This window comes from Kitasatospora sp. NPDC041917, from assembly GCF_055589745.1.
The window spans coordinates 29,861-46,092 of the sequence record NZ_JBVJBI010000013.1 but is presented as its reverse complement, the minus strand read 5'-3'; the positions used below and the strand labels follow the sequence as shown (position 1 = coordinate 46,092).

At 73.6% G+C, this 16,232-nt stretch carries 14 protein-coding genes; 9 read left to right on the top strand and 5 right to left on the bottom strand.

Going from position 1 to position 16,232, the window contains the following annotated elements:
* Nucleotides 1-32 precede the first annotated feature (32 nt).
* The 6 genes from ACZ6EM_RS17985 to ACZ6EM_RS17960 all read left to right on the top strand — a co-directional run bounded on the left by ACZ6EM_RS17985 (nt 33) and on the right by ACZ6EM_RS17960 (nt 6,093).
* A complete protein-coding gene (locus ACZ6EM_RS17985) occupies nt 33-1,304 on the top strand; it encodes a substrate-binding domain-containing protein (protein WP_465772733.1) in 1,272 nt (423 codons plus the stop codon).
* Between the two features lie 89 nt (nt 1,305-1,393).
* Nucleotides 1,394-2,134 carry an ABC transporter ATP-binding protein gene (locus ACZ6EM_RS17980; protein ID WP_401054433.1) on the top strand — a complete coding sequence of 247 codons (741 nt, stop codon included), beginning with the start codon at nt 1,394-1,396 and terminating at the stop codon, nt 2,132-2,134.
* 89 nt (nt 2,135-2,223) lie between these two features.
* Nucleotides 2,224-2,988, top strand: a complete 765-nt coding sequence (locus ACZ6EM_RS17975) for an ABC transporter ATP-binding protein (protein ID WP_465772792.1) — start codon at nt 2,224-2,226, stop codon at nt 2,986-2,988.
* Nucleotides 2,988-3,854 carry a branched-chain amino acid ABC transporter permease gene (locus tag ACZ6EM_RS17970; protein ID WP_380539014.1) on the top strand — a complete coding sequence of 289 codons (867 nt, stop codon included), beginning with the start codon at nt 2,988-2,990 and terminating at the stop codon, nt 3,852-3,854. Before ACZ6EM_RS17975 ends, ACZ6EM_RS17970 begins: the two co-directional genes overlap by 1 nt.
* A gap of 209 nt (nt 3,855-4,063) precedes the next feature.
* Entirely contained in the window at nt 4,064-5,191 is a 1,128-nt protein-coding gene (locus ACZ6EM_RS17965) for a branched-chain amino acid ABC transporter permease (RefSeq protein WP_380351481.1), read from the top strand.
* Nucleotides 5,188-6,093, top strand: a complete 906-nt coding sequence (locus ACZ6EM_RS17960) for an alpha/beta fold hydrolase (protein WP_465772732.1) — start codon at nt 5,188-5,190, stop codon at nt 6,091-6,093. Before ACZ6EM_RS17965 ends, ACZ6EM_RS17960 begins: the two co-directional genes overlap by 4 nt.
* A 128-nt stretch (nt 6,094-6,221) precedes the next feature.
* Here ACZ6EM_RS17960 and ACZ6EM_RS17955 read toward each other — a convergent pair whose 3' ends face one another.
* Together ACZ6EM_RS17955 and ACZ6EM_RS17950 are read right to left on the bottom strand one after the other, a co-directional pair.
* Nucleotides 6,222-7,493: a polysaccharide deacetylase family protein gene (locus ACZ6EM_RS17955; RefSeq protein ID WP_465772731.1), complete on the bottom strand. Its 1,272-nt coding sequence runs from the start codon at nt 7,491-7,493 to the stop codon at nt 6,222-6,224.
* Between the two features lie 496 nt (nt 7,494-7,989).
* Complete coding sequence (locus tag ACZ6EM_RS17950) at nt 7,990-8,577, bottom strand: DedA family protein (RefSeq protein ID WP_359901955.1); 588 nt, start codon at nt 8,575-8,577, stop codon at nt 7,990-7,992.
* Between the two features lie 629 nt (nt 8,578-9,206).
* Here ACZ6EM_RS17950 and ACZ6EM_RS17945 point away from each other — a divergent pair.
* Nucleotides 9,207-10,334: an LLM class flavin-dependent oxidoreductase gene (locus tag ACZ6EM_RS17945; RefSeq protein ID WP_465772730.1), complete on the top strand. Its 1,128-nt coding sequence runs from the start codon at nt 9,207-9,209 to the stop codon at nt 10,332-10,334.
* Between the two features lie 125 nt (nt 10,335-10,459).
* Here ACZ6EM_RS17945 and ACZ6EM_RS17940 read toward each other — a convergent pair whose 3' ends face one another.
* Together ACZ6EM_RS17940 and ACZ6EM_RS17935 are read right to left on the bottom strand one after the other, a co-directional pair.
* Nucleotides 10,460-12,529 carry a putative bifunctional diguanylate cyclase/phosphodiesterase gene (locus ACZ6EM_RS17940; protein WP_465772729.1) on the bottom strand — a complete coding sequence of 690 codons (2,070 nt, stop codon included), beginning with the start codon at nt 12,527-12,529 and terminating at the stop codon, nt 10,460-10,462.
* Nucleotides 12,530-13,021: 492 nt separating this feature from the next.
* Nucleotides 13,022-13,447: an OsmC family protein gene (locus ACZ6EM_RS17935; protein WP_465772728.1), complete on the bottom strand. Its 426-nt coding sequence runs from the start codon at nt 13,445-13,447 to the stop codon at nt 13,022-13,024.
* A gap of 292 nt (nt 13,448-13,739) precedes the next feature.
* Between ACZ6EM_RS17935 and ACZ6EM_RS17930 the strand changes: the two genes are divergently transcribed.
* Together ACZ6EM_RS17930 and lepB are read left to right on the top strand one after the other, a co-directional pair.
* Entirely contained in the window at nt 13,740-14,075 is a 336-nt protein-coding gene (locus tag ACZ6EM_RS17930) for a chorismate mutase (protein ID WP_359901835.1), read from the top strand.
* Between the two features lie 142 nt (nt 14,076-14,217).
* On the top strand, nt 14,218-15,006 hold the full coding sequence (gene lepB / locus ACZ6EM_RS17925) for a signal peptidase I (RefSeq protein ID WP_401043976.1): 789 nt from the start codon (nt 14,218-14,220) through the stop codon (nt 15,004-15,006).
* Nucleotides 15,007-15,029: 23 nt separating this feature from the next.
* Here the strand turns inward: lepB and ACZ6EM_RS17920 are convergent, their stop codons facing one another.
* Nucleotides 15,030-16,100 (bottom strand): EamA family transporter, encoded by a 1,071-nt coding sequence (locus ACZ6EM_RS17920; RefSeq protein WP_465772727.1) that lies wholly within the window; start codon nt 16,098-16,100, stop codon nt 15,030-15,032.
* Nucleotides 16,101-16,232 lie beyond the last annotated feature (132 nt).

The window sequence follows — 16,232 nt, the reverse complement described above, 5'->3', positions numbered from 1 at the left end:
TTCACCCCGCCGCACCTCAGGAGTCGGTCACCATGCGCAGCTCGACAGCCCCCTCCCGGACCGCCGCCGGCGCCCGTCCGGGCGACTCCCTGACCGGCGGCCCGGCGCGGAAGCTCGCCGCCCTCGCGGCCTGCGTCCTGCTCGCCTCGGGCTGCGCCAAGGCCGGAACGGCCGGGACGAGCGCGGCGGACGGTGGCGCCAAGGGCCCGATCAAGGTCGGCCTGGTGTACTCCAGGACCGGGCCGCTGGCCGCCTACGGCAAGCAGTACCTGGAGGGCTTCAAGGCCGGCCTGAGCTACGCGACCAAGGGCACCGGCGCGGTCGACGGGCACAAGATCGAGTTCGAGGAGCAGGACGACGCCGGCGACCCGGCCAAGGCGGTGTCCGCCGCCAAGGACCTGATCGGCAAGGGCTACAAGGTGCTGGCCGGCTCCACCGCCTCCGGCGTGGCCCTCCAGGTCGGCCCCATCGCCGCGCAGAACAAGGTGCTCTTCATCAGCGGCCCGGCCGCCGCGGACAAGGCCACCGGTCTGAACAAGTACACCTTCCGTTCCGGCCGCCAGTCCTACCAGGACATCAAGACCGCGGCCTCGTTCGTCGGTGACGCCAAGGGCAAGAAGGTCACCGTGCTCGCTCAGGACAACGCCTTCGGCCAGGCCAACGTGGCCGCGGTGAAGGCGGTGCTCGGCGGTGAGGGCGCGACCGTCGACCAGGTGCTCGCCCCGCCGAGCGCCACCGACCTCACCCCCTTCGCCACCCAGGCCCGGACCGCCAAGCCCGACCTGCTGTTCGTCGCCTGGGCGGGCGACACCGCCTCGGCCCTGTGGACGGCGCTCAACCAGCAGGACGTGTTCGCCGACACCAAGGTCGTCACCGGCCTCGACCTGGCAGCCTCCTACCCGCTGTTCGGCCCGGCCGGCGAGAAGATCTCCTTCCTGAACCACTACTTCGACGGCGCCGCCGGCACCCCGGTGGAGAAGGCCATGACCGAAGCCGTCACCGCCGCCGGAGGGAAGACGGACATCTTCACCCCGGACGGCTTCACCGCCGCCCAGATGATCGTGCACGCCGTCGAGTCCAACCACGGCTCCGCCGACGACACTTCGGCCCTGGTCAAGGCCCTGGAGGGCTGGAGCTTCGACGGGGTCAAGGGGAAGACCACGGTCCGCTCCGAGGACCACGCCCTGCTCCAGCCGATGTTCCAGGTGCGGCTGACCGGCAGTGGCGCCGCCGCCAAGCCCTCGGTGGAGAGGACCCTGACCGCGGACGAGGCAGCGCCCCCGGTCACCCCGATGGCGGGCTGATCCCGATGCCCGCCCGTACCGCCTCCACTCCTTCCGCCTCCTCCGCTCAGGGCTCCTCGTCCGTGCGTTCCTCCGCGTCCTCTTCCCCGGTGCTGCGTCTGGACGGGCTCGGCTGGGCCGTCCGCGGCGTGCCGATCGTCGAGGACGTCTCCTTCTCGGTCGGTGAAGGCGAGTTCATCGCCTTCATCGGGCCCAACGGCGCCGGCAAGACCTCCCTCTTCAACCTGATCTCGGGCATCTACCCGGCGACCCACGGCAGCCTCCACCTCGACGGCGCGGACGTCACCACCGAGGCTGTGCACGCCAGGGCCCGCCGCGGGCTCGGCCGCACCTTCCAGACCTCCTCCCTCTGGCCGGGGATGACGGTCGCCGACCACGTCCGCCTGGCCGCCCAGGCGGCGGCCGGGCCGCGCGCCTCGTACCGGCTCTGGCGCCGCGCCGACCGTTACGAGCAACAGTTGGCCGACACTCTGGAACGCACCGACCTCACCCATCGCGCCGACACCCTGGCCAGTGCGCTCTCCCACGGGGAGAAGCGCAAGCTGGAGCTGGCCGTCCTGCTGGTCTCCGAGCCCCGGCTGATCCTGCTGGACGAGCCGATGGCCGGTGTCAGCGCGGAGGAGGTGCCCGCCCTCACCGAGCTGATCCGTTCCGTTCACCGGGACCTGGGCCGGACCGTCCTGATGGTCGAGCACCACATGGACGTCCTGCTCGGCCTGGCCGACCGACTCGCGGTGATGCACCACGGCACGCTGCTCGCCCTGGACACCCCCGAGGCCGTGATGGCCGACCCGACCGTGCAACAGGCCTACCTGGGTGAGGCGTTGTGACCTCCTCTCCGTTCTCCGCTCAGCGCTCCACTCCTTCGGGGCGCTCCTCGCCGTCCTCCGGCGCCGTCCCCCTCCTCTCCGTCCGCGATCTGCGGGTGGTCATCGACGGGCTGCACATCCTGCACGGGGTCGACTTCGACGTGGCCCCCGCCGGGGTGACCGCACTCCTGGGCCGCAACGGCGCCGGCAAGACCACCACCGTCAAGGCCGTCATGGGCCTGGTGCCGCGCACCGGAAGCATCCGGCTCTCCGAATCCGAGCTCTCCTCCCTTCCCACGCATCTGGTCGTTCGTCACGGCATCGGCTACGCGCCCGAGGACCGGGGGATCTTCGCCGGCCTGACGGTCGCCGAGAACCTCCGCCTCGCCGAGCGCGCCGCCGGGAGCGGGGGCGCGGCCGGTGAACCGGACTACGCACTCGTCCACGAGCTCTTTCCCGAACTCAAGCAGCGAGCCGGGCAGTTGGCCGGGACGCTCTCCGGCGGCCAGCAGCAGATGGTGGCGATCGGCCGGACGCTGCTCAACCGCAACCGGCTGATCATCGCCGACGAGCCCACCAAGGGCCTGGCCCCGAAGATCGTCTCCGAGGTGGCCGAGGTGCTGGCGCGCGCGGCCGAGGCCGTGCCCGTCCTGCTGGTCGAGCAGAACCTCGCCCTCGTCCGCCGACTGGCCGGCACCTGTGCCGTCCTGGCCGACGGCCGCACCGCCCACCGCGGCGACACCGCCGAGCTGTTGGCCGATGAGGAAGCCGCCCGCCGCCTGCTCGGCGTCGGCTCCCGCCACCCGCTCGCCGGCGGGCCCCGGCCCGCCGCCTCCCCGGCCGCCCCCGTCCTCACCGCCGAGGTGAAGCCCTGATGGACACCGTCGTCCTCCTTTCCTGTACCGGACTCGGTCTCGGTGCGCTGTACTTCCTGGTCGCCTCCGGTCTGTCGCTGATCTTCGGTCTGATGGACGTGCTCAACTTCGCGCACGGCGCCCTGCTCTCCATCGGCGCCTACGCCACCTGGTGGGCCGGCGCCGAGGCCGGCTTCTCCTTCTGGCTCGCGGTGCCGTTCGGCACCCTGGTCGGGACGGCCGCCGCCGTCCTGTTGGAGCTCTTCCTGATCCGGCCGCTCTACAGCCGCCCGCGCGACCAGATCCTCGCCACCGTCGGGGTCGGGCTCGCCGTACCCGCCCTGCTGATGGGGGTCTGGGGCGCGGACTCCCGCCCCTTCCCCCAGCCGGAACTGCTGTCCGGCACCTGGCACGTGCTCGGGGCGACCGTCCCGGTCAACCGCTTCGTGCTGGTGGCCGCCGCCGCACTGCTGCTGCTCGCTCTTCGGTTGTTCCTCGCCCGCACCCGCTACGGGCTGATCGTCCGGGCCGGCGTCGAGGACCGGGCGATGGTCACGGCGCTCGGCATCGACGTCCGGAGGGCGTTCACCCTCGTCTTCGCCCTCGGCGGGGCGGCCGCCGCCCTCGGCGGCGCCCTCGGCGGCCTCTACTTCGGTTCGGTCAATCCCGGCCAGGGGACCGGCCTGCTCATCTTCGCCTTCGTCGTCGTGGTCATGGGTGGCATGGGCTCCGTGACCGGAGCCGCCGTCGCCTCGGTGGGCGTCGGCCTCGTCCAGCAGTTCGCCAACTACTACACCGGCGCCGGTCTCGGCGACCTCTCGGTCGTCGTCCTGCTCGCCGTCCTGCTTCTCGTCCGACCCCGTGGACTCACCGGGAGGCTCGCGTGAGCGCCGAAACACCGATCACGAGCACCGGTGGCCCCGCGGCGGGCCGCAGCGCCGCCGCTCCGGCAGGGGGGACTGACACCGGCCCTGCCGTGACCGCCGTGCCGGAAGAGGGGACTGACACCAGCTCCGCCGACACCGCCACTATGGCAAGGGGGACTGACACCGGCCTTGCCGAGACCCATTGTGAACACAGGAGCGGGCCCGGCGCCATCCCTCGAACAGGTGATTCAGTCACTAACCGCTGGACAGGCGTGCACAGAGCGCTACGCTGGTGGCCGATCGCCCTGCTGATCACGTTCCTTGTCGCCCCATACAGTGCGCTTCCCGTCCCGGGACTGCTCGACGGCCCGCTCGGCAGCCCCGGCAGCCTCCAACTGCTCGCCCTGTGCCTGCTCTACGGGGCCCTCGCCACCGGTTACGACCTCCTGCTCGGTCGGACCGGACTGCTCTCCTTCGGCCACGCGCTCTACTTCGCGACCGGCCTGTACGCCACCGATCTCGGCATGCTGGAGCTGCGACTGCCGTTCGCCGCCGCCGCGGTGTTCGGCGTCGCCTGCTCCGTGCTGCTGGCCCTGCTGCTCGGCTCGGTCAGCCTTCGCGTCACGGGCATCGGGTTCTCCATGGTCACCCTCGCCTTCGCCCAGGCCGGCTCGATCCTCGTCCAGCGCAACCCCGGCGGCGTCACCGGCGGCGAGGAGGGCCGCTCCGCCCCGGCCGACCTGCTGCCCGCCGGCCTGCTCGGGATCGAGAACACCGCCAACCTGTACTGGATCGCCGTCGGCTACCTGGTGCTGACCGTCGCCGCGGTCCACTGGGCCGTCAAGTCGCCGATGGGCCGGGTCTGGGAGGGCATCAAGGAGAACGAGCGCCGGGTCGAGGTGCTCGGACTGCGGCCCTACGGCTACAAGCTGGTCGCCTTCGTGCTGGCCGGCGGGCTCGCCGGGCTGGGCGGGGTGGTCTACCTGCTGCTGACCGGTGGCGCCACCCCGCAGGCCGCCACCTCGGACGCCACGCTCGCGCTCCTGGTGATGGTCGTCCTCGGCGGCTCCGGCACCCGCTGGGGACCGCTGCTCGGCGGTGTCCTGTACACCTGGGCGAGCCACCGGCTCGGCGACCTCGCCAACTCCTCGACCGTCGCCGACCTGCCGGCGGTGCTGCGGGTGCCGCTCTCCCAACCCCTGTTCCTGCTGGGCGCCCTGTTCGTCGCCGTGGTCTACCTGCTGCCCGGCGGCCTGGCTAGACTGCCTGCCCGCATCCGCACCGCCCGGTCCGCCCGCTCCGCCTCGGTGCCGGCCGGTCTCGGAACCGCCCACCCCACCGGAGGTACCCCCGCGTGAGCCAGTCGCCGCTGAAGCCCGAGGAGTTGACCGTCCCCGTGCCCGGTGGGGACCTGGCCGTCCTGCGCTGGCCCGCAGACGACCCGCAGGCCCCCACGATCGTGGCGGTGCACGGCATCACCGCCAACGGCCTCGCCTGGTACGAGGTCGCCCGCCGGCTCGCCGGCCGGGTCACCCTGCTCGCGCCCGACCTGCGGGGCCGCGGCGCCAGCCGCTCGGTCGCCGGACCGTACGGGCTGGCCCGGCACGCCGACGACGTGGCCGCGCTGATCGGCGCCCTCGGCCCGGGGCCCGTCACGGTGGTCGGCCACTCGATGGGGGCCTGGGTCACCGCCCTGGCCGCCGTCCGGCACCCCGGCCTGGTCCGCCGCGTCCTGCTGGTCGACGGAGCGGTGACCTTCCCGCTGCCGCAGGGCGTCCGCGAGGAGGACGCCCTGGCCGCGGTGCTCGGCCCCGCGCTGGCCCGGCTGTCCACGACCTTCCCGGACCGGGACGCCTACCGGGAGTTCTGGCGCGGGCACCCCGCCTTCGCCGGCGAGTGGACCGAGGGGATCGACGCCTACACCCAGCGCGACCTCGTCGGCACGGAGCCCGAACTGCGCTCCTCCTGCGTGCTGGAGGCCGTCCAGATCGACGGCGCCCAGGTCCTGCTGGACGAGGAAGCGGCCGGCGCCGTGCACCGGCTGCCCTGCCCGGCCGACCTGCTCTGGGCCGAGCGCGGCCTGCTCGACGAGCCGCAGGGCCTCTACGACCGCGCGCGGCTCGAACTGGCCCGGCTGGACACGGAACGGGTGCCCGCCGTACCGGTGCCCGGCACCAACCACTACTCGATCCTCTGGGGCGGGGCCGGGGCGGACCGCATCGTCCGCATCCTGCTCGCGGACGCCCTCGCCGCCGAGTAGCCGGCCGGGCCCGGGAGCGGGCCGGAACACCAGCGGCCGGCACGCCAACGGCCGGGACGACAGCGGCCGGCGAGGGCTCCGACCCCCGCCGGCCGGTGCCGGTGGCCCGCTCCTGCGCCCTCGGCGCGTCAGCCCGCCGTGCCGAGGAAGCTCTCCCAGCCGCCCGCCGGCGCCTGGCCGACGTTGAGCGAGCGCAGCTTGCGCAGGGTGGACTGGTCCTGCACCTCCAGCCACTCGACCAACTGCTTGAAGGAGACCAGTCGGACGTCGGGCTTGCCCGCGACGGTCTTGAGGGTCTCCTCGACGGCGTCCATGTAGATGCCGCCGTTCCACTGCTCGAAGTGGTTGCCGATGAAGAACGGCGCGCGGTTGCTGTTGTACGCGCGCTCGAAGCCCGCCAGGTAGGAGTTGGTGGCCTGGGTGCGCCAGTCGCCGTACTTGGCCGGGTCGCCCTTGGTGCTGCCGCTGGACTGGTTGGCCAGGATGTTGTAGTCCATCGACAGGACCTGGAAGGTGTGCCCGGGGAACGGGATGGACTGCAGCGGGAAGTCCCAGACCTTGCCGTCCTGCACCTTCTGCGGCCATATCTGCAAGCCGCCCGAGGAACTGGCGTCGTACTTCCAGCCCAGCTTGGCGATGGTCGGCAGCAGCGCCTTCTGGCCCTCCAGGCACGGGGTGCGGCCGCCGATGAGCTCCTTCTTGTAGTCGAAGGGGAGCGGGTCGACGTCGGTGAAGCCGGTGTTGGTCCGCCACTGGGTGACGAAGCCGACCGCCTGGTCGATCTCGCTCTGCCAGTCCTCGGGGGTCCACATGTTGACCCCGTTCTTGTCCGGACGGCTGGAGCAGAAGTGCCCGTTGAAGTGGGTGCCGATCTCGTGCCCGGCCAGCCAGGCCTGGCTGATGAGCTTGAGCGTGCTCTTCACCGCGCCGTCCGACAGGTACGGGATGTCGGAGGCGCCGACCGAGTGCTTCGGCGGGTGGTACAGGTCGGCCTTGCCCTTGGGGAGGGCGTAGATGCCCGAGAGGAAGAAGGTCATGGTGGCCTTGTGCTGCTCCGCCAGCTTCAGGAAGCGGGGGAACTGGCCGTCCTCGGTGCCGCCGGCGCCGTCCCAGGAGAAGACCACGAACTGCGGCGGCCGCTCGCCCGGCTTGAGCTTCTCGGGCTTGGGCTGGTTCGGCTGCGGTCCGGTGTCCGCGTTGGAACCGTCGCCGATCGGGGTGCCCTTGGGCACCGCCTGGGGGTCGGGGCCGCCGCCCTGGGTGGTTCCGGTACCGCCGGGGCCGGGGGAGGTGGCGCCTTGTCCCGAGCCGGATCCGCCGCTGGAGCAGGCCGCGACCGCGCCGAGGGCCGCGGTCGCGGCGGTTGCACTGAGCACCGTCCTGCGCGAGATGCTGGTCATGGTCTCCCCTGGGTGCCGATGCCGGTGGTGAGGGCGGCCCGCAGCCGCACCGGTCAAATCGGGCAATTGATGAGTATTCCGCCGTTAGCATGTCATGTCGCCGCGGCGGCTTCCAAGGTCGCCGAGCGCTGACGACTCCCAACACGCCTGGCGCATCCGGCTGGGCTGCGGGGATGCGCCGACTGTTGCCGTCCTGTGACGCTTCCCACCCCGTGCGGCCCGGTCAGTACGCTACCGCCGGCCGGTCGGCCCGCCGCCGGAGTTCGACGTCGTTCGGCCCGATTGGTCGCCCTTTTGGGAAAACTTTTGCCCCTTGCCGGGGCGGGCGGCCCGAAGCCCGCCAGGGGGAGGGCCGGCCCGGGCGGGCGTGCGGAAAGAGGTGTGCCGGCCCCGGCGGGATCGCGAAAGCCGCGCGGAACCACGGGGAAGGGGTCCGCCGCAGCGGGACCGTCGCAAGGGGCGGAGGGCAGGCCGGGAGCGGCCGCCGGGCGAACCGTCAGAGTGCGGCGAGCCGCCGGGTGCGGCGCACCATGCGCGCGATCGCGGTGCTGATGGCGGTGGCCGCCGCGCAGGAGACCACGAGGCTCAGCCAGGCGGTGTTGAACCAGTGGCTGTTCAGCCAGCCCAGCGTCACGATGTAGGCGGCCCAGACCAGCGCCGCCAGTGCCGACCAGTGCAGGAACCGGTGCGGATGGGCGGGGGAGTGGCCGATGGCCAGGTCGAGGACGGTCCGCCCGGCCGGGACGAACCGCGCGACCACCACCATCGCGGCGGCGGCCCCGTGGGGGCGTTCGATCAGGGCCTCCTGGACCCGGGCCACGCTGGCCGCCAGTTTGGGGCGCCGGGCGAGCCGGCGGTGCAGCACCGGGGCGCCGCGCCGGGCCAGATTGAGCAGCAGCAGGTCGCCCAGGAAGGAGGCCACCGCCACGCCCAGCCCGAGCATCAGGGGCGCACCGTCGATCTGCGCGGTCTTGAGCACGGCCAGGATGACCAGCGTCCCGCTGGGGATGAACGGAAGGAGGGCGTCCCCGAGCACGGCGACGAGCGCCAGCGCGCAGATCCACGAGGATCCGGTCGCCGCCACGAAGTTCAAGGCCCTTTACTCCCTCCACGCCTCCCGAGGGAGCAGGTGGCTGCAGGGGTCAACGCTAGCGCCTCGACTTTTCATGCCATGAAGCACCCCGGTATGGCATGGGTCACGGTCGCTGATTCCGGCCGCGCCCCGGGGCGGGGAACCGCGCGTCCGGGCCGGTCCGAGGGCCGGGGCGCCCGGGTGGCGGACCGCCGCCGAAACCGAACGAGCCCCCGGGGCGGGGTGCCGCGCCGAGGGCTCGCAGTGATCGTCCGGTGCTGGTCCAGCCCGACGATCTTGCTGGTGGAGTGCGGATCCCGCTCCGGCGACCCGCTCCCGGCCCCAGCCTGCCGGACGCCGGCCCCCGGTCGCGAGTCCTGGCGCTGGCGACTTCCGGCGCTGGCGGGAAGTCGCCAGCCGTGTTCGCCCGCTGGCTCTGCGTCAGCCGAACGGTCGGTCGACTTCCGCGCGAAATGGCCGAAACCCGCTCGGACCGTGGCCGGACGACACTCCGGAGGCGGGAACAGCGAGGCCCCGGCCGTGGTTGACCCCCCTCGGCGACAGCGACCGGCGGGCCATCCGGGACCGCGCGGTCACCCACGACGGCCGGCCCGAGGACGGCGGCCAGAAGGGCGGACGGGATGACCACCGAGGACCACCAGGAGCACGGGACCGGGCCGGAGACCGGGCCGGAGACCGGGCCGGCGGCCGGACCGGCGGCCGGCGCGGCGATCCGCGGCACCGCCCGCGGGACGGCGCCCGCGCCGCTCTCGATCCTCGACCTCGCCACCGTCGGCGTCGGCCACACGCCCGCCGAGGCCCTCGCCGCCACCACCGAACTGGCCCGCCGGGCCGAGCAGTGGGGCTACCACCGCTTCTGGGTGGCCGAGCACCACGGCATGCCCGGAGTGGCCAGCTCCACCCCGGCCGTCCTGCTCGCCCACCTCGGGGCCAACACCACGACGCTGCGGCTGGGCTCCGGCGGCGTCATGCTCCCCAACCACGCCCCGCTGGCCGTCGCCGAGCAGTTCGGCCTGCTGGAGGCCCTGCACCCGGGGCGGATCGACCTCGGACTGGGCCGCGCCCCCGGCACCGACCCGGCCACCGCCCGGGCGCTGCGCCGCGGCCTCGCCGAAGGCGCGGACGACTTCCCGCAGCAGCTCGCCGAGCTGACCCACTTCCTCGACGGCGACTTCCCGGACGGCCACCCGTACGCCCGGCTGACCGCCGTCCCCCGGGGCGAGGGCCGACCGCCGGTCTGGCTGCTCGGCTCCTCCGGCTTCAGCGCCCAGCTGGCGGGCCGCCTCGGCCTCCCGTTCGCCTTCGCCCACCACTTCAGCAGCGCCAACACCATCCCGGCGCTGGACCTCTACCGTTCGTCCTTCCGCCCCTCCGCCGTGCTCGCCGAGCCGTACGCGCTGATCGGCGTGAGCGCGGTCGCCGCCGACGACGAGCCCTCGGCCCGGCGACTCGCCCGCTCCGCGGCCCTCGGCATGCTCCGCCTGCGGCGCGGCAATCCCGGCCCGATCCCCACCCCGGAGGAGGCCGAGGACTACCCGTACAGCCCGGTCGAGGCCGACTTCATCGACAGCTGGCTCGACAACGTCGTGCTCGGCGACCCGGGCCGGGTCGCCGACGGGCTGGAGACGCTGCGCAAGCGGACCGGGGTGGACGAGCTGATGGTCACCTCGCACATCCACGGCCACGAGGCCCGGCTCCGCTCGTACGGCCTGATCGCCGAGGCCTACGGCCTGACGGCGACGGCGTGAGCTCGACGGCCTGACGGCACCTGGACCGTCGGCGCCCGGCGTGACCGGGCAGCGTGACCGGGCACCCGGACCGACGGCCCGCCGTCCGCCCCGCAGCGCCCGCCGGTCGCCCGCCCGTCCTGCGGCTACCGGCCGTTCAGGGCGGGGCGGCCCTCGCGGAGTATGGCCGCGACCAGCTCGGCCTCGCCGGGGCGGGCGAAGTACCAGCCCTGGGCGGTGTCGCAGCCGGTCAGCCGCAGGCGCTCGGCCTGGGCGGCGCTCTCGATGCCCTCGGCGGTGACGGTCAGGCCGAGGGTGTGGGCGAGCTGCACCATCGCGCCGACGATCTGCTCGTCCGCGTCGCTGCGCCGGGAGCGGAGCTCCGGGCGGCCCGGACGGTCCGTCGGGGCGGGCTCGCGGAAGCCCTCGATGAAGGTGCCGTCGAGCTTGAGCACGTGCACCGGCAGCCTGGAGAGGTAGGCCAGGTTGGAGTAGCCGGTGCCGAAGTCGTCGATCGCGATCCGCACGCCCATGTCCGCGAGCGCCTGGAGGGCCTGGAGCGGGCGGCCGCCGGGGCCGAGCAGGGCGCTCTCGGTGATCTCCAGCTGGAGGAGCCGGGCCGGCAGGCCGGTGCGTTCGAGCGCCCGGGCGACGTCGGCGACGATGTCGGAGTCCCAGATCTGGCGGGCGGCCAGGTTGACGCTCACGAAGGTCTCGGTGTCGGGGAACTCGGTGAGCCACTGCCGGGCCTGCCGGCAGGACTCCTCCAGCACCCAGGTCCCGAGCGGCACGATCGCGCCGGTCTCCTCGGCGAGCGGGATGAAGCGGTCCGGGGAGAGCGTCCCGTAGCGGGGGTGACGCCAGCGGACCAGCGCCTCCGCGCCGTGCACCGCACCGTCGGCCAGGCCGACCAGCGGCTGGTACTCGATGGTGAACTCACGGCGCTCCAGGGCCGGGCGCAGTGCGGTGGCGAGCAGCTGCCGGGTGAGCTGGTGGGCGCCACGGTCCGGGTCGTAGAGGGTCCAGCGGGCGCGGCCGTCGGCCTTGGACCAGTAGAGCGTGGCGTCGGCGTCCTTGACCAGGTCGGTCGGGGTGGTCTCGTGCACGGACCGCTCGACCACGCCCACGCTGGCGGTGATCACCAGCCGGTGCCCGGAGACGTCGAAGGGACGTTCCAGCACCTCCAGGATCCGGGCGGCCAGCTCGGTCAGCTGCTCGCTGCCCAGGCTGTCGGTGACCAGGACGGCGAACTCGTCGCCGCCCATCCGGGCCACCAGGTGGGTGTCCCGCCCGTCGAACCCGCGCCGCAACCGGGTGGCGACGGCGATCAGCAGCTGGTCGCCGATGTGGTGGCCGAGCGCCTCGTTGATCGCCGCGAAGCCGTCGAGGTCCAGGTAGCAGACCCCCACCCGGCGTTCGTCCGCGGCCTCGGCCGGGCCCGGCCGGTCGTCCGGCGCGAGGCAGGCGGCGTCGAGCCGCTCGAAGAAGTAGGCCCGGTTGGGCAGCCGGGTCAGCGGGTCGTGCAGGGCCTGGTACTCCAGCCGGTCGCCGAGCCGCCGCTGCTCGGTGATGTCCTCCACCAGGGCGAGGGTGTAGAGCGGATCGCCGGCGCCGTCCCGGATCAGCGAGACGGTGACCTTGCTCCAGACGGTGTGGCCCTCGCGGTGCTTGAGCTGCTTCTCCACGCGGAACCGTTCCCGCTCCCCGTGGACGAGCTCGGGGAAGAGCCGGTCCGGCATGCCCTCCGGGTCGATGATCTCGTGCAGGTGGGTGCGGGCCAGTTCGCCGACGCCCCGTCCGATCAGCGTGGCGAAGGCCGGGTTGACCTCGATGATCCGGTCCTCGGCGTCGATCAGGGCCATGCCGATGACGGCGTCGCAGAAGGCGGCCCGGAACCGGGACTCGCTGGCCCGCAGCGCCGCCAGCAGCCGGTCGGTGCCGACGCCCTCCCGGTCGGTGCCCTCGGCCGCCCGGCCGCTGCCGCCGGCGAGCCCCCGGTCCCGGTGGGCGTCGTCGGTGAGCGGGGCCGAACAGGTGGGGCAGAGCAGCAGCTCCGGCTCCGCGAGCGTCCCGCAGGCGCCGAGGGCGGTGGTGGCTCCCGTGGCGGGGGCGGTGGCCGGTCCGCCGGGTCCGATGGTCGGTCCGCCGGGGCCGGCGGCCGGTTCCAGGACAGGCGAGGCGAGGTGGCGGTGGCGCGGTGATTCCTCGTGCCGCACGCCCGGGTGGTGTGCGTCGGCCCCCTCGTTCCGGCCCGGCACGGCATGCTCCCGTCCGCTGCTGACGCTTGACGATGGTCCGGCCGGCCGGCCGGTCGGGACCCGGCGGTCGGCTCCGCACTCTGTCGTGGTCCTCGGAGTCGGCCGCTGCGGGGGCTGCCCGTCGTGGGGCGCCGGCGCGCGGGGACCCGCCTGAAGGACAGGGCGCTGCGGCCGATCATAGGCCGCGACGACAACACGCGGTGACCGCCGCCAGGGTGATTCGCCCGCTTTGTGATCATGAATGGTGGTACGTGCGGACGCCCCCGGTGCACATCACATGATGTGCGCCAGGGGCGCGTGCGCCGAAGCCGCGCCCCTGGGCGCCGGTCGCGCGCCGGATGTGGAGCGGAGCGGGCCGGGAGCCCGGGGGCGGAAGGGGCTGTCGGGGGTGCTGGAGAAGAGGGCGGAAGAGAGAAGAGGGCGGAATGGAGAAGGGGAAGACGGGCGGGCTCAGGCCAGCGAGGCCGTGAGGGTGATGGTGGTGCCGGTCAGGGCCTGGCTGACCGGGCAGTTGGCCTTGGCGTCCTCGGCGGCCTTCACGAAGCCGGCCTCGTCCAGCCCGGAGACCTCGCCGACGACGGTCAGGTGGATGCCGGTGATGCCCGTGCCGGGCTGGAACGTCACGTCGGCCCGGGTGTCCAGCTTGGTCGGCGGGGTGCCGGCACCGGCCAGGCCGTGCGAGAGGGCCATCGAGAAGCACGCCGAGTGGGCGGCTGCGATGAGCTCCTCCGGGCTGGTCCTGCCGTTGGGTGCCTCGGCGCGGGACGGCCAGGAGACGGGGTACTCGCCGATCCCGGAGGAGGCGAAGGTCACCAACCCCTTTCCGTCGAGGAGGTTGCCCTCCCACGCGGTGGTGGCGGTGCGGGTGGTTGCCACGATCGGTTCCTCCAGTACTGAGGGAGTGTTCGAACGGTCACGTCCGGTCATGCACGCCCCAGCCTACGGGCAGAGCCCTCCCGGCCCGGTGCGTCACGCCGCGGGGGCCGGGCGGAGCACCGGGTCACCGTCCGGTCCGGTCCGGTCCGGTTCGGTCCGGCCCGCCGTCCGGATCGTGGACGGTTCCGTCCGACGGTGCGGGGCCGGAGCGGGGGCCCTGTTAGATTTGCCCGGGCCCGAGCCCGGCCGCCGTACGGTCGGGCGCCCACTGCAGACACCGGGAGCCGCCCCGATGACGGACCACTCCACGACCCCCGACGCCGGCCTGACCGAGGGGATCGACGACGCCGTACGGGCCGAGCTGACCGGCCTGCGCGAGAGCATCGACAACATCGACGCCGCGGTGGTCCACATGCTGGCCGAGCGCTTCAAGGCGACCCAGCGCGTCGGCCGGCTCAAGGCCGAGCACAAGCTGCCGCCGGCCGACCCGGCGCGCGAGCGGGACCAGATCAAGCGCCTGCGGGAGCTGGCGGCGGGGGCGAAGCTGGACCCGGTCTTCGCCGAGAAGTTCCTGAACTTCATCATTGCCGAGGTCATCCGCCACCACGAGGCCATCGCCCGCTCCTGAATCCCCGGGTCCGAGCGCCCCCGGGTCCGAGCGGCCCCGGGGCCTCCGGCGATGTCGGCGGCGGCTAAATGACCGATTTCGTCAGGCTCCACGGTTGGCGTAGCGTGCAGGTTTCCCCAGCCGGAGAGGTGGAGCAGCGACGATGGCGGTGAACCTGCCCGAAACGCCGAGCGGAACCGGAGTTCCCGGCGATTCCGCGTCGAACGCCCACGCGGTGCCCGGCGGTCGCGCCGAGGCCCGCCGCCGGGCCCGCGGTTCGCGGGGCCGCAAGGCCGGCGGTTCGGGTCGGCGGCCGCGGCCGTGGTGGATCGAGCTGCCGGTGATGGCGGCGGTCGGCCTGGTGGTCGCACTGCTGATCAAGACCTGCCTGTTCCAGGTGTTCACCATCCCGTCCGGCTCGATGGAGAACACCCTGCGGATCGGCGACCGGGTCGGCGTGAACAAGCTGGCGCCGCTGACCGGCTGGGAGCCGGAGCCGGGGCAGCCGGTGGTGTTCAAGGACCCGGGGGGCTGGCTGCCGCCGCAGCCGACCGATCCGAACCCGGTCACCAACGCCCTGAGCTCGGTGCTCAGCTTCGTCGGCCTGGTCCCGCCGAAGGACGACAACTACCTGGTCAAGCGCGTCATCGCGACCGGTGGGCAGACCGTGCAGTGCGAGGGCAGCACGCTGAGCGTCGACGGACGGAAGGTCGACGAGCCGTACCTGCACCCCGGGGACGACTCCTGCGCGGGGCTGGACTTCGGGCCGGTGAAGGTGCCCTCGGGCTACATCTGGGTCGAGGGCGACCACCGCAGCGACTCCGCGGACTCCCGCTACCACCAGCACGGCCCGGGTGGTGGCGCCGTGCCGGTGGACAACGTGGTCGGCCCGGTGTCGGCCGTCGTGTGGCCGCTCAATCACCTCGACTGGTTCGGCTGGACCGGCCGCTGACCCCACGCTCGGCGGTCACCCGGTCACCCGGTCACCCGGTCGGCAGCCCCGGGCCCGTCGGCCCGTGGACCCGCGAACACCTCGACCGTCCCGGCCGTCCCGGCGCCCGCCCCCGTGCCCGCCCCCGCGCCCGTGCCCGTGCCCGTGCCCGTGCCCGCGCCCGCCTCCGCGGGTTTGCTCGCCTGGGCCGCGAAGGCGCCGGTCAGCACCAGCAGGCCGCCCGTGATCTGCGGCAGCCCGAGGTGTTCGCCGAGCAGCACCCAGGCCGTCACGGTGGCGACCACGGCCTCCAGGTTGGCGACCACCCCGGCGATCGGCGGCGAGAGGTAGCCGACCGAGACCACGCCGGTGACGTAGGCGAGCACGGTCGCGATCAGGACCATCCACGCGGCCGGGAGGAACGCGGGCAGGGTGTACCCGTTCATCACCACCGACCCGCCGAGCCGGCTCCAGTCGGCCTGCCACGGCCGGGTGAGGACGGTGAGCAGCACGGCGCCGATGAGCAGCCCGAACGCGCTGACGGCGAGCGGGTCGACCGGGCGCTCGCCGTGCCGGCCGGCGTCGGCGAGCACGAAGTAGCCGACCTGGCACAGGGCCGCGCCGAGGGCGAAGAGCACGCCCAGCGCGTCGAAGCCCAGGCCGTTCCAGACCTCGACCACGCAGGCCAGCCCGGCCACCGCGACGCCGGCGCCGACGGCCGCGCCGCGGGTGATCGGCTTGCGCTGGACGAACTTGACGTAGCCGATCAGCAGCGGCGGCCCGAGGTACTCGATGAGCAGGGCGACGCCGACCGGGATGCGGGAGATCGCCGCGAAGTAGCAGGCCTGGACGCCGGCCACGGCGAGCAGGCCGAAGCCGAGCAGCAGGCCGGGGCGGCGCAGGACGGCGTCCCGGTGCCGGTAGGCGACCGGGAGGAGCGCCACCGCCGCCCCGGTGACCCGGAGCCACACCACGTGCAGCGGGGAGAGCCCGGCCTCGATCAGCGGTTTGGCCGCGGTGCCGGAGCCGCCGAAGGCGACGGCGGAGACCAGCGCGAGGCCGAGGCCGAGGGTTCTGCCCGAAGGGAGGGTGGGCGAGGCCGTTGATCTGTGCACCGCCGCATTGTGACAGTCATACCGGCGATCGGGTAAGGCGCCATTCCGTCATTCGGTCCTGCCCCCGACTGTGCGCAATGGCGCAATCACCGGCACCGGCACGGCCCCGTGACCGTGCCGGTCCCCGCCGGC